At 34.1% G+C, this 15172-nt stretch carries 5 protein-coding genes; 3 read left to right on the top strand and 2 right to left on the bottom strand.

The genetic code is table 11. The annotated features are described in order from the left end of the window. The first annotated feature begins 14 nt into the window (after window positions 1-14). Window positions 15-5903: an HYR domain-containing protein gene (locus V9L04_RS03825; RefSeq protein WP_338792748.1), complete on the top strand. Its 5889-nt coding sequence runs from the start codon at window positions 15-17 to the stop codon at window positions 5901-5903. Window positions 5904-5994: 91 nt separating this feature from the next. Here V9L04_RS03825 and V9L04_RS03820 read toward each other — a convergent pair whose 3' ends face one another. Then, window positions 5995-6513: a YqiA/YcfP family alpha/beta fold hydrolase gene (locus V9L04_RS03820; protein WP_338792747.1), complete on the bottom strand. Its 519-nt coding sequence runs from the start codon at window positions 6511-6513 to the stop codon at window positions 5995-5997. Window positions 6514-6757: 244 nt separating this feature from the next. On the opposite strand from V9L04_RS03820, the gene V9L04_RS03815 reads away from it, so the two are divergent. Further along, on the top strand, window positions 6758-8188 hold the full coding sequence (locus tag V9L04_RS03815) for a DUF4350 domain-containing protein (protein WP_338792746.1): 1431 nt from the start codon (window positions 6758-6760) through the stop codon (window positions 8186-8188). A 70-nt stretch (window positions 8189-8258) separates the two neighbouring features. Further along, window positions 8259-9335 carry a MoxR family ATPase gene (locus V9L04_RS03810; protein ID WP_338792745.1) on the top strand — a complete coding sequence of 359 codons (1077 nt, stop codon included), beginning with the start codon at window positions 8259-8261 and terminating at the stop codon, window positions 9333-9335. A gap of 141 nt (window positions 9336-9476) precedes the next feature. Here the strand turns inward: V9L04_RS03810 and V9L04_RS03805 are convergent, their stop codons facing one another. After that, window positions 9477-15161 carry an HYR domain-containing protein gene (locus V9L04_RS03805; RefSeq protein ID WP_338792744.1) on the bottom strand — a complete coding sequence of 1895 codons (5685 nt, stop codon included), beginning with the start codon at window positions 15159-15161 and terminating at the stop codon, window positions 9477-9479. Window positions 15162-15172 lie beyond the last annotated feature (11 nt).

Genomic DNA, 15172 nt, shown 5'->3' with positions numbered 1-15172 from the left:
ATACTTTTGCAAATATGTACTCTACAAATAAGTTGCTTATATTTCTTACTAGCTTTATTCTACTTTGGTGTAATATTGCTGTACAAGAAACACACGCACAATGTCAAGCACAAATCACTTCCATAACCCCTACAGGTACAGCTTGTCCCAATGAACCTCTGACCTTCATAGGTACAGGACAGGGTGTAGCTACAGCTTTTGACTTCAATGGTGCTACCTTCCCTACAGGTTGGGTAGCTTCTGCTTTTACACTTGGTCAGCCTTGCTTTAATCCAGCACCTGACGGTACAAACTATTTTTGGTCTGCTGCAGGTGGTCCTGGTGTTCCTCGTTTTGTGCAGACTAGTGCTATAGATGCATCTGCAGGTGGAAGCCTTATTTTTGAGATTGACTTTGGAAAAGATGATCCTGAACCAGGTTGTGAGGAAGTGGATGCTACTGAAGGTGTCTTTCTCCAGTATTCTATTAATGGAGGAACTAGCTGGGTAGATATCCAGTATTTTGATCCTACTGATATTTCAGGAGGAGCAATAGGCTATGAATGGATACTACAGAATATTCCCATTCCTCCTGCTGCATATACAGTTTCTACAATGTTTCGTTGGATACAACCAAATCACTCAGGAACAGGTTATGATAACTGGGGATTGGATAATATTTCAGCCAACCAAACAGTTCCTGTAATTGCTCATTCGTGGGATTTTGGTGATGGAAGCCCTTTAGATACAAGTGGAGGAACAGTTTCACATGCCTACACTGCAACTGGTGTTTATACAGTAACTTATAATGCCACAGTACTAGGTGGATGTACTAATTCTACCACAGCTACAGTTGTGGTGGAAAACCCTACTATTACAGCACCTGAAGATATAACCAATATAGCTACTACATCTGGTTGTGCAGCAGCACTTAGTAGTGTTACTTTAGGTACAGCTACAACTACAGCTACTTGTACTATTGTTAGCTTGACTAATGATGCTCCAGACCCCCTGCCTATTGGAGCAACAGTAATTACTTGGACTGCTGTATTTTCTAATGGATATATTGCAACAGCAACACAAACTGTCACAGTCATTGATACAGAAGCTCCTGTAATTTCAGGATGTGATTTAGGAACAATAACTGGTACGACAGCAGTAGGAGCTACAACCTGTGAGGCTTCTGTAAGTTGGACAGAACCTACAGCTACAGATAATTGTAGTACACCCACAGTGGTGCGTTCACATAGTCCAGGTGATCTTTTTAGTGTAGGAACTACTAGAGTAACATACACTTTTACAGATGCAGCTCTAAATTCTACGTCTTGTTATTTTGATGTTGTTGTTACTGATAATGTTGCTCCTGTTATTACAAACTGCCCATCTGATATTTCAGTAGATAATGACAGTGGTGTATGTGGAGCTATTATAAACTGGACAGCATTAAGAGCAACTGATAATTGTGAAGGTGTAATTATACCACCACTTAGCTTTACTAATGCAGGTGCTACAGGCAAATCAGGTCCAACACAAGCTCAACTTGATGCTGCTTATACAGGTGGTTACTTAGATGGAATAGTAACATCAGTTGGAGGTATTCAAGAGTTTGTTGTACCTACAACAGGTCTATATTTGATTAATGCTGTTGGTGCAGCTGGAGGGAAACAAAGATATGCTCCAGGTTTTCCTGGTGGAAAGGGTGCTGAGGTTGAGGGAGAATTTAATTTAACAGCAGGTGATGTCATACGTATTCTTGTCGGTCAAAAAGGAGAAGATACTCGTGCAATGAATCAAGATAATGCTTCACCTGGTGGTGGGGGTGGTAGCTTTATTTGGAACGTTACTACAGGAGAACTACTTGTTGCTGCTGGTGGTGGTGGTGGTGGTGGACGCCAAACTCATGCTGGGGCAAACGCTAACTTAACAACTCAAGGGAATCAATCTGCTGACTTATTAGGTAATGGAGGAACATTAGGAAATGGAGGAACAAATAATGTTGGAGGTAATAGTTATTGGGCTGGAGCTGGTGCAGGTTGGTTCACTGATGGAACAGGAGGAAACAACGGAACTAATTATGACTTTAATACAGGTTTTCAAGGTGCTCAAGGTGGGCGTCGTCCTCTAAATGGAGGACTTGGAGGTGTTCGTTGGATTGATACAGGAGGTGATGAAGGAGGCGATGGTGGTTTTGGCGGTGGCGGCGGTGGCGGCTCTGATAATATGGGTGCTGGCGGCGGCGGTGGGTATTCTGGTGGTGGTGGTGGTAGAGACTACTACTCCAATTATGCTGGTGGTGGTGGTGGATCTTTTGTCAGTCCAACAGCTATTTCAAATAACCTAGTAGGTGCTACAAACACAGGACATGGGCAGGTAAATATTAATCTAGTTAATGGAGGTGGGGCAATAGTTGCACAGACTGACTTAACAGGTTTCTCTTCTGGCTCAACCTTCCCTATAGGTACTACGACTATAGAATATACTGCAACAGATGCAGCAGGTAATACAAGTGCCTGTTCTTTTGATGTAACAGTAAATGATACACAAGCTCCTACAGTAGTTTGTCAGAGCCTAACTATTCAATTAGATGCAACAAATAATGCAAGTATCACAGCATCACAAATAGACAATGGAAGTATAGATAATTGTAGTATCGCATCAATTTCTGTAAGTCCAAGCAGTTTTACTTGTGCAAATGTGGGTACGAATAATGTAATTCTGACTGTTACTGATGCTAGTGGAAATACATCTACTTGTACAGCAACAGTTATAGTAGAAGATAATCAACTTCCAGCTCTGACAGCACAAGCCGATTTTACAAGAAATACAGATATTGGAACTTGTAGTTTTGTTAATATAGACATTCCAGATGGAGTAGCTTCTGACAACTGTTCTATCGCTTCTTATCAGTATGTTCTGACAGGCGCAACAACAGGAACAGTTACAACTTTAGTAAATCAAATATTTAATGTTGGAGTTACGACTGTTACTTGGACAGCAACCGATGCAAGTGGAAATATTTCTGTAAGTGATGAGTTTACAGTTACAGTAAGCGAGACACAAATTCCAACACTAACACCTCAAGCCGATTTTATAAGAAATGTTGATGCAGCAGTTTGTACTTTTACTAATACTGATATTCCAAACGGAGTAGCAACAGATGACTGTACAATCGCTTCTTATTCGTATGTCTTTACAGGTGCAACAACAGGAACAGTAACTACACTTACAAATCAAGTATTTAATGTTGGAGTTACATCTGTTACTTGGACAGTAACAGATGTAAGTGGAAATATTTCTGTAAATGATGTATTTACAATTACAGTAAATGATGCACAAAATCCAATGCTAACAGCTCAAGCAGACTTTACAAGAAATACAGATAATGGAACTTGCAGTTTTGTTAATATAGACATTCCAAATGGAGTCGCTTCTGACAACTGTGCTGTCGCTTCTTATCAGTATGTTTTGGCAGGCGCAACCACAGGAACAGTCACTACTTTAGTAAATCAAGTATTCAATGTTGGAACTACAACAATTACTTGGACAGCAACCGATGTAAATGGAAATGTTTCTACAAGTGATGAGTTTACAGTTATTGTTTTGGACAATCAATTACCAATCGTTACTTGTCCTGCTGATATTGTAGTTTCAAATACAGGTAGTTGTAGTAGTATTGTAACTTACAATCTTCCAACAGCAACAGATAATTGTGGTATTGCTTCTATCGTTCAAACAGCAGGATTGCCATCTGGTAGCTCATTCCCTCCCAACACAACAACGAACACATTTCAAATAACTGATGTAAATGGAAATAGTACAACTTGTTCATTTGATGTTACTATAAATCAAGTTTATGAATTGATTTATTCTGGAACTATCTTTACAGAAGAGACTTATGCTACTAATTCTGGTAGAATAGAGAATGTAATCACTATTGAGAGTTATTCTTGTGACATTTTTGCTGGTTTGGTTGGAGAAGATTATGTAACAACAGGAAAAGTAAATGTTTCTAATATACCTAATGGTCTTATAGCTTCAATAATAAAAGTATCAGATACACAACTTCGCTTTTCACTGCAAGGAGCTGCAAACCCAAATACACAAGCAGAGAGCATAAACGATTTATCTGTTGCTTTTAATGATAATGCTTTTAATGGAGTTGTGGCAACTGATGTGAATAATTCTGTTCGTACAGACCTACAAGTTATTTTTAGAAACCATTTTCCAATAAATTTAAGATCAACTGGTATTTCTACCTCACAGATAAGATTATATTGGAATGACAATACAGGCTACGAAGCTTTTCGTTTGTATAGAGGAATCACTAGAATTGCTGATTTGCCAAGTACAGCAACTTATTATATAGATGAAAATTTGGATGCTGATACCTTTTATCAATACCATATATTTGGACTTGTAAATGGAACAGAAATGGAAATTTCTAGAACAAATGATTGGACATATCCTCTTCCTCCAACATTCATATCTTTAAGTAAAATTTGTGAAAGTGGACAAGCACAGCTTACATTGACTAGTAGTGCATTTTTCTATAATGTATATGCAGATTCTATAAGCGAAACAATGCTTATGACGAGTGATGGAAATGATGCTTTTCTACTTCCTTTTATCAGCCAAACCACTACTTTTTATATAAGTGTAATTGGTCAAGATCCTCTTATTTTAAAAGAAAGTGCTAGAATACCTGTAAGAGTAGAGCCAGAAATAGGATTTGATGCTAGTATTGAAGGAGAAAGTATTCAGTTGAGTTGTGAAAATTCAATAGAATTAATTGCTCGGGAAGTACAAGGAGCTACTTATACTTGGCTTTTGAATGGAAGGAGCTTGGGTCGTACTGGAAGAAACATAATAGTTGAGAACTCGGGTAATTACCAAGTTAAGATTCAAAGAAGCAGTTGTGCATTTACTTCAGAAAAGGTAGTAGTCAAACTTAATCAAACTCCAATAGCTCAAATAGAACAACCAAATGGCGTGCAATTTTGTAATGAAGGAGTTTTAAGTGCAAGTAATATCAGTTCGGAATCTAACTATCAATGGCTATTAAACGATATAGTAGTTGGAGAAGGTACGAATGTTTCAGTTTCGCAATCTGGTATTTATACACTTAAGGTAACTAAAAATGACTGTCAAGTGTCAGCACAAGTGGAAGTAGTAATTTCGTCATCTCCACAACTACCTATATTGACAGCTACTGAAAATGCTATTTGTCCAACTACTGAAACTACAATCTCCGTACAAAACGTTGAAAATGGCGTTGTTTATCAGTGGTTCAGAAATGGTAGAAATATAGGACAGATAGGAAACTCTCTCACTACTTCAATACAAGGTGATTATCAAGTTTATTCTCAAAGTAATGTTTGTTCTATTGCCTCAGAAAAACTAAAAGTTAGTCGTTTTGATGTACTACCAATATATTTAAGAGTAAGTCAAGACAAAAAATCTCTTTTCTTAGAAGATGCAAATGGCTTTCAATCTGATATTGCGAGTGTAGAATGGTATTTAAATGGAGAATTAGATGCGTCTTTAGGTACAAACTCAGAAGTTATTCCAACAGAAAATGGTCATTATTCTGCAAAAATAACTAATCAAAATGGTTGTATTACAGAAACTAGAGTCGCTTACTTTGCTCTACCAGTAGTTACAGGAGAACAAACAGAAGAAAGTAGTCTTTTTAAGATTTATCCAAATCCAAGTACAGGACTATTTAATATTCATTTTGGAACTGTTCTTTTGGAAGATATACAAATTACCGTTTTTGATGGAATTGGAAGAATTATTTATTCAACTACTTTCAAAAAAGGAAGCCAAGACTTCAACATCGATCTTAAAAATAATTCAAGTGGAATGTATATGATTCATTTCAATCAGAATCAATCAACATATACAAAACAAATTATTATTAACTAAAATCAAATGTATTAAAATAGTAAAAACCATTCTTCACTGAAGAATGGTTTTTTTATGAAATTGGGTTTGTAAATCTAATAGTTTTTCTATCCTAATTTTTTATTTTTTCAAAAAAGAAATTCAATTCATCATCAAAAATATCAAATGGAATTTGGTGAGCTAAATCATTTCGAAGATGAATAGATAAAGGTTCGTCTTCATTCATATCATTCATCAAAATAGGCAAAGTGTCAAAAGGATTTATTATATCGTCGTGTCTTCCCAAAATTACACGTAAATATTCTTTACGAAGGTTTTTTATTTTATTTATGGTAATGGGCAAAGCAGGCAATTCTTGAATAGTGCTTCTGTAAGGCAGGGCAGGATTGAATGCCAAACACGGAATTTGCCAAAACCAAGATAGATAATAAGCCGTTAAACCTCCCATACTGCTACCAATGACAAGCTCTATTTTTTGATTCTGATAACGCTCTAATAAAGTCTGAATCGTATAAGGGTCTTGACGATAATCTATCGAAGGAGCAATAAGGTTATTTGTATATTTTTCTAAAATAACTCGCTTTTCATCAGACAAAAAGCTGTCTAAACCGTGTAAATAAAGTGTCTTCATTTTTATGTAAAGTTATGAGTAAGATAATTCACTAGAAATAAAAAATATGATTTTATAGCAAAAAATGGTAAAGATTTTTATAAAGGTAAGTCAATATCGAATTAATTACGTTATTTTTAGTAAATTTAGTTTTCAAATTAAAAAAGAGAATGAAATACGAAATAAAATAAAATTTTAAAAAAAAGGATAATTTTAGTAGACTTCTACATAAAAATCAAGTCAGAAAATCAAAAGAAATAGATTCATGGAAAAAAGAACTTTTACAAATATTCTTATCACTTTAGGTGTTTTGGCACTAATTCCGATTGGTTTTTGGCTTTTTGCTTATCTGCAAAACCAACATGTAGATTGGAGTGAAACTTACATAACAAAAAGCAAAGAACCCTATAATAATTATATGGTTTTTAATTTGTTGAAGAATTATAAGGCAGAAAAAGAATTTGTTGTTGTAGATGACCTATTGACTGAAAAACTTGCAGAAGAAGAAATCAAAAATGCAAAAGAACCAATATCTTATGTTTTTTTAGGTGATTTTCCTTACTTATTAGATGACGAGATAGATTCTTTACTGAATTTTGTAGAGAGTGGAAATACTGCTTTTTTTGCTGCTAATACCTTTCCTGATACTTTATTTACACTATTAGAATTAGACAATCAAGTATATCAATATGTATATGATTCATTGGTTGCTACAAACTTTACAAACTCAGCTCTTATAGAAGAAAAAGACTTTGTATTTAATCACTCAATAAGAAATGAATCAGTAGCTCACTCGTGGAGTTATTTCAATGATTATCTTTTGGAGAAAAAGAAAACAAATAAAGTATTAGGCTTTCTTCATAAAAAGACTAAAATGAATAAGGCAGATACTTATCGAAATAAAAACAATGATAATTACCTAAACGAAGAGCAGGAAGAGTATAATGAAAATTATGAGGATGAAAATTATAATGACCAATATACAGACTCAGATATAGAAGAGAGTGAAGAAAATTATATGACAGACAAATTTAGTAATCATACTAATTTCATTCGTGTAAAATACGGAAAAGGATATTTCTATTTTCATAAAAACCCAGTTCTTTTTACCAACTATTATCTTATTCAAGAAAACGGAAAAAAATATGTCGAAAGGACTTTATCTTACCTTCCAGAAGGCGATATTTTGTGGGACGAACGTTCACATTATTACAAACAAATAAAAGGCGAATATAATAAGCAAGGTAGAAGTCCTAGTCCATTAAGTTATATCCTTTCACAACCTTCATTGGCTTGGGGATATTATACTTTATTAATTAGTGCGCTTTTATTTGTTATTTTTAGAGGAAAAAGAATGCAACGTATCATTCCAATTTTAAGAAAAGAACAAAATACATCATTAGAGTTTACAAAAACAGTAGGGCAACTTTATTATTTACAAAAAGACCATAAACGACTTTCACAACTCAAAATCCGTCTTTTCTTTGATTTTATTCGTACCAAATATCATATGAATACACAACATATAGACGAAGATTTTAGAAAAAAACTCTCTGAGCGTTCAGATATAAACAGAGAACTGATAGATTTGCTTTTGGCTGATATTCAGAAAGTAAACGGACAGCACGAAGTATCTGAATGGCTTTTACGAAAAATACACAATCAAATTCAAGAATTTTATACACATTGTAAATAAAAATTAATTACCAACTGAAATTCAGAGTAGTCAATTCTTAGTTTAAAAAATCTAACTTCTAACTTTATTTATGCAAGATTATTCAGATAATATGTCAGATAATTCATCCGAAAATCAATATCAAAATGATTTTCAGTCAGGAGAGATAAATCAGAATGAAAATTCGCATCAAGAATCTACTTTTACATCTTCTTCCAATGCACAACTAGATTTTATTTATCAATCTGTTTCAAGAGTAAAATCTGAAATTCATAAAATAATCATTGGTCAAGATGAAATGATAGATTTGCTTTTAGTAAGTTTGTTTGCTGATGGACACGTGCTTTTAGAAGGTGTTCCGGGGGTTGCCAAAACAATTACAGCCAAATTATTAGCTCGTACCTTGTCGATTGATTTTTCAAGAATCCAGTTTACGCCTGATATGATGCCAACTGATATTTTGGGTACAACTATCTATAGTCTTCAAGAGGCAGAGTTTAATTTTACACCAGGTCCTATTTTTTCTCAAATCGTTTTGATTGATGAGATAAATCGTGCACCAGCCAAAACTCAAGCAGCACTTTTTGAGGTAATGGAAGAACGCCAAGTAACAATTGATGGAACAACACACAAAATGAAACTTCCATTTTTTGTAATTGCTACTCAAAACCCTATCGAACAAGAGGGAACATATCGTCTGCCTGAGGCACAATTAGACCGTTTCTTGTTTCGTATTAGCTTAGATTATCCAACACTTAGCGAAGAAAAACAAATTCTTTATCGTTTTAAAAATCAACTTCAAAATGATATTTCGGTTGTAAATCCTGTTTTGAAAGGTGAAGATATTTTGGCGTGTCGTAAGATTGTAGAAGAAGTTCATATCAAAGACGAACTATTAGATTATATTGCCGAAATTACCTACCAAACTAGAAATCATGGTTCGCTTTACTTGGGAGCTTCGCCTCGTGCCTCACTTGCTATTATGCGTGCTTCGAAGGCGATGGCAGTTTTGCGTGGTCGTATGTTCGTAACACCAGAAGATATTCAAGAAGTGGCTTATCCAGTTTTGGGACATCGTATTATGATAACGCCAGAGCGAGAAATGGAAGGACTGACAGGCGAAGATTTGGTAAAAGAAATGATACAGAAATTAGATGTGCCTAGATAATTAAAAATAACAAAACGCCATTTTTATTTTAGAATTTGGCGTTTTTTTATGCACTTTTTTGCACAAAAAAAACATTCCTCAATGAAGAATGGCTTTTTCTATATGTTACTTTAATCCATTGATTTTTTTGATTATTTTTTTCTATTCGATAATAAGTTGTTTTGATTGAGTGGAATTATTTTTATTGAAATGAATCATATACATTCCGCTAGGCATTTTCTGAAGGTTTATTTTGAAATCTTGACTGCCTTTTTCAAATGTAGTGCTATATATTTTTCTACCGATTCCATCAAGAATAGTAATTTCAATGTTTTCTAAGAGAACAGTTCCAAAGTGAATAGTAAATATTCCTGTACTTGGATTAGGATAGATTTTGAACATATCAGTTTTTGAATTTTCTTCTCCTGTAATAATATCTTGAGTAGAAAAATATGCTGTTCTAGTCTGAATTATACAGCCATTTTGATTTATTATTTTGGCAGAATAATATCCTTTTTCTGTTGGAATAATTTTAAATTCTGTTCCTAAATTAGTGTTCAATTCTCCATTAAAATACCATTCTACACTAGCAATTTCATTTTGAGAAACTTGTATGTCTTCTAAGAAAAGAGATTTTTGATCTTCACTGAGCCTCAAGTAAATAGGAGAAGTTGTAAAGTGATTGATTTCTATCTCATTTGAAACTACACTACACCTATTATTCTGATGAGAGATTGCTTCTACTTGATATTTTCCTTGTATAGAGGTAGAAATTGAATTTCCTGTTTGCGTCAATAGTTTTCCACTTCTAAACCATTGATAATTTACTCCATTCTCTGCATTTTGAATAGAAATTGTAGTTTCAAAGTTGGGACAAATTGTGTTTTGAGTAGTTTCTAAAACAGGAATTTGAGGAATATCTGTCACCACAACCTCAATACTTGTACTTGCTTGACAATTATTTTCGGTAGTTACTTGAAGTGTATAAATTCCAGACTGAGTAACTTCTTGACTTTGAGTATTTCCAATGACCACATTATTTAAAAGCCATTTATAAATCAAATTTTGTCCTGTTTCAACGGCATTGATAGTTCCATTTTGACAGAATTTTATGGCATTTTGCTGTTGGATTTTTGCAACTGGATTTTGATTTAATCTGACTGTTACTTTTTCAGACATAAAACTACAAACTCCTTTTGTAATTTGGACTTGATAATCGCCAAAATGGTTTGCTGTAATTGTTTGGGTGGTTAATCCCAAATTATTTCCATTCAAATACCATGTATAAGTTGCATTTTCTACTTCTTGAGCTGTTAGTTCAATTGTATTTTCACAGCTTATTTGACTATTTTCTCCAAGTATTTTGGCTTCAAAAATTGGCTGAACTTCTATATTTATAGCTGTTCTTGCACTTTCTTTTCCTCCAATTCCGATAACAGAAACATAGAACGTGGTATTTTGAGAAACAGAAGGTAATTCAAAGTCTGTGTGGTCACTTTCTAGAAGTAAATCTCCATTTGTCTCTTGGTTGTACACCCTGAATATAGCTCCTGAACCTCTTACTTTTAGAGTTGCATTTCCATTTCCACAAACAGCAGAAACTGAAATCAAAATAGGGTTTTCTGGGAACGTCCATTCATTATCAGCAGAAGGGTCAGTTTCTATGTTTTGACTTACAATCCCTACTAATTTGTAACTGTAATAGGTATCTGCATTCAGATTTTGATCTTCAAAACTTGTTGTTGTAGTCGAAAACTCTCTTATAAAACGTTCATTTCTATATAATCTATAAGCTCTATGGATAGCATTTGTTTCCCACGTCAGATTTATTTGAGAAGTAGAAACTGAATTTGCACGAAGATTCAAAGGAATGAAATCTAAGAAACGAATCACTAAATCTGTTTTGGTAGAAGTGATTACATTTGCAGCCGTAACACCCACAAAAGCAGCATCATTGAAAATTACTGTTAAGTTTTCAATTTCATCAGCAACTGCATTATTTATAGCCGAACCATTGAGTTTGAAAGCTAATTCTGTATCAGAAATTTTAATAATTGAAGCTGTCAGTCCAGCAGGAATATTTGAAACATTTACTTTTCCAGTGGTTACAAAATCTTCTCCGTTTGTTCCTGTAAAAATATCACAGGCATAACTTTTTATAGAAATTGTATTTCCCAAAACGCCTGAAGTGGTTGGATAAATTTCAGAAAAACTTGCTGATGAATATAGAAGTTCATAACGCTGATTGACTGTAACATCAAAGGAACAAGTGGCTGTATTTCCACTATTATCAGTTACAATAAATGTATTTGTAGTTGTTCCAACAGGATATAAATCTCCAGAAGCAATTCCTGCTGTTTGATTGAGTGAAGCAATCGTACAATTATCAGAAACAATAGGCAAGGCAAAATTTACCACTGCGCCACAAACATTAGGGTCATTATTGACAATTATATTTGTCGGACAAGTAATGACTGGGTTTTGTGTATCAGAAACGGTAACAGTAAAATCATCATTTGCAGAAGTATTTCCATTTATATCATTTGCAGTCCAAGTAATTGTTGTAATTCCTACGTTGAAAACTTGATTTATTAAATCTGAAACTGTTCCAGTTGTTGCACCAGTCAGAACATAAGAATAGGAAGCAACAGAACAATTATCTGCTGCACTTCCATTTGGAATATTGGTTGCACCTATTAGATTTGTGAAATTACAATTTCCTACATCTGCATTTCTTGTGAAATTTGCTTGTGCTGTCAGAATTGGTAATTGAATATCATTTACCGTTACAGTAAAATTATCAGAGTTGGAAATATTTCCATTTGTATCTGTTGCTGTCCAAGTTACAGTTGTTGTTCCCACATTGAAAACTTGATTTGCTAAAGTTGTAACTGTTCCAGTTGTTGCACCAGTCAGAATATAAGAATAAGAAGCAACGGAACAATTATCAGAAGCTACTCCGTTGGGGATGTCTGTATTAGTAAAATTACAAACTCCATTATTTGCATTTCTTGTGTAATTTGACTTTGCTGTTAGAATTGGTAGTTGATTATCAGAAACTGTAACTGTAAAATCATCACTCAAAGAAACATTACCATTTTCATCAGTTGCAGTCCAAGTAACTGTTGTAGTTCCTACGTTGAATACTTGATTTACTAGAGTTGTAACTGTTCCAGTTGTTGCGCCAGTCAGAACATAAGAATAGGAAGCAACAGAACAATTATCAGTAGCACTTCCATTTGGAATATTTCCTATTCCTGCTGGATTTACAAAACTACAATTTCCTATATCTGCATTTCTTGTAAAGTCTGTCTGTGCTGTTAGAAGTGGTAATTGATTATCAGAAACTGTAACTGTAAAATCATCACTCAAAGAAACATTACCATTTGCATCAGTTGCAGTCCAAGTAACTGTTGTAGTTCCCACATTGAAAACTTGATTTGTTAAATCTGCAACTGTTCCAGTTGTTGCACCAGTTAAAGTGTAAGAATAGGAAGTAACAGAACAATTATCTGTTGCTATTCCGTTTGGAATATCGGTATTTACAAAACTACAATTTCCTACATCTGCATTTCTTGTAAAGTCTGTTTGCGCTGTTAGAAGTGGTAATTGATTATCATTTACAGTAACTGTAAATTCATTACTTGTAGAAATATTTCCATTTATATCTGTTGCTGTCCAAGTAATTGTCGTAATTCCCACATTGAAAACTTGATTTGCTAAAGTTGTAACTGTTCCAGTTGTTGCACCAGTCAGAACATAAGAATAAGAAGCAACGGAACAATTATCAGAAGCTACTCCGTTTGGAATATCGGTATTTACAAAACTACAATTTCCTACATCTGCATTTCTTGTAAAGTCTGTTTGCGCTGTTAGAAGTGGTAATTGATTATCATTTACAGTAACTGTAAAATCATCACTTAGAGAAATATTTCCATTTACATCTGTTGCAGTCCAAGTAATTGTCGTAATTCCCACATTGAAAACTTGATTTGTTAAATCTGCAACTGTTCCAGTTGTTGCACCAGTTAAAGTGTAAGAATAGGAAGTAACAGAACAATTATCTGTTGCTATTCCGTTTGGAATATCTGTATTTATGAACGAACAGTTTCCTACATCTGCATTTCTTGTAAAGTCTGTTTTTGCTGTCAGTGTTGGTAATTGATTATCATTTACAGTAACTGTAAATTCATCACTTAAAGAAATTTTTCCATTTACATCTGTTGCAGTCCAAGTAATTGTCGTAATTCCTACATTGAATACTTGATTTGTTAAATCTGCAACTGTTCCAGTTGTTGCACCAGTTAAAGTGTAAGAATAGGAAGCCACAGAACAATTATCTGTTGCTATTCCGTTTGGAATATCTGTATTTGTAAAATTACAATTTCCTACATCTGCATTTCTTGTAAAGTCTGTTTTAGCTGTCAGAGTTGGTAATTGATTATCATAAACAGTAACTGTAAAACTGTCACTTAGAGAAATATTTCCATTTGTATCAGTTGCTGTCCAAGTAACTGTCGTAATTCCTACGTTGAAAACTTGATTTGCTAATGTTGTAATTGTTCCAGTTGTTACCCCAGTCAAAATATATGAATACGAAGCCACAGAACAATTATCTGTAGCTGTTCCATTTGGAAAAGCTAATACCCCTGAGTTTATGTAACTACAATTTCCTACATTTGTAGTTACTCCATAGCTTGGTCTTCTTATTAGAATAGGTTTTTGATTATCTGAAATAGTAACTGTAAAATCATCAGAATTGGAAATATTTCCATTTGTATCAGTTGCTGTCCAAGTAACTGTTGTAGTTCCAACATTAAAAACTTGATTTAGTAAAGTTGTAACTGTTCCAGTTGTTGCACCTGTCAGAACATAAGAATAAGAAGCAACTGTACAATTATCTGCTGCTATTCCATTTGGAATATTTGTATTTGTAAAAGTACAATTTCCTGCATCTGCATTTCTTGTATAATTTGGTTTTGCTGTCAGTGTTGGCTTTTGTGTATCTTCATTTACTGTAACTGTAAATGATTTTGTAGCTATATTTCCTGCTACATCAGTAGCTCTAAAAGTATTGGTAGTAACACCAATAGGAAAGGCACTCCCAGAAGGTAAACCTGCTATTTGTGTTATAGTAGAAGTAGCCAAAACATAATTTATCTTACCTAAGAAAAAAGCATCTTGAGTAAGAGATACAGTTCCACTAAAAAGACCCCTTGCAAGAATATGATTAGAAGTAGTAAAGTTAGCATCTCCTATATTTGCATTTGCTGTTACTGAAGATGCAAGTATAGAAGGTACAGTAGGTGAATAACCTCTAACCCAAATAGAATATGTTTCCCCTGCTAGAAGAGCTAAATTTCCAACTTCTACATTATAATAGGATAGATTAGCTCCAGTAAATGAAATAGTTGTATTAGCTGCCAATGTCCAAGCAGCAGCATTGTTTTCGAAGCCAAACCTTGTGCCTCTTTTATAATATACTTCAACAAAATAAGGGTTTGCTGCCACTCCATTTGTATAAGGTGAAACATCAAGAGAAGTAATAACCATTGAATTAGTAGGTGTAATGTCAAAAATTACTCCTGATCCATCAAGCCTTAGAGCAATTGCAGCTCCATCAGTAACATTAGTAGCTGTTATAATAGGTGCATCATCAACCTTATCTCCAGCAGCCACTTGATAATTCAATACTCTAGTTTGTCCACTTTGTACACAATCAAAAGAGGCATTTTGAGGCATTGCAAAAACAGGGGGAGTGGTATCTTGTGCTTTTATTTGATAGGAAATTGCAAGTAGTATAAAAAGTAAAATGCTATTTTTAAGTAGAAGTAGTAGCTTTTTCATGAGGTAAAAGT

The sequence above is a fragment of the Bernardetia sp. MNP-M8 genome (assembly GCF_037126285.1).
Classification (GTDB): domain Bacteria; phylum Bacteroidota; class Bacteroidia; order Cytophagales; family Bernardetiaceae; genus Bernardetia.
The sequence above is the reverse complement of the archived record's forward strand: the minus strand, read 5'-3'. Positions and strand labels throughout refer to the sequence as shown.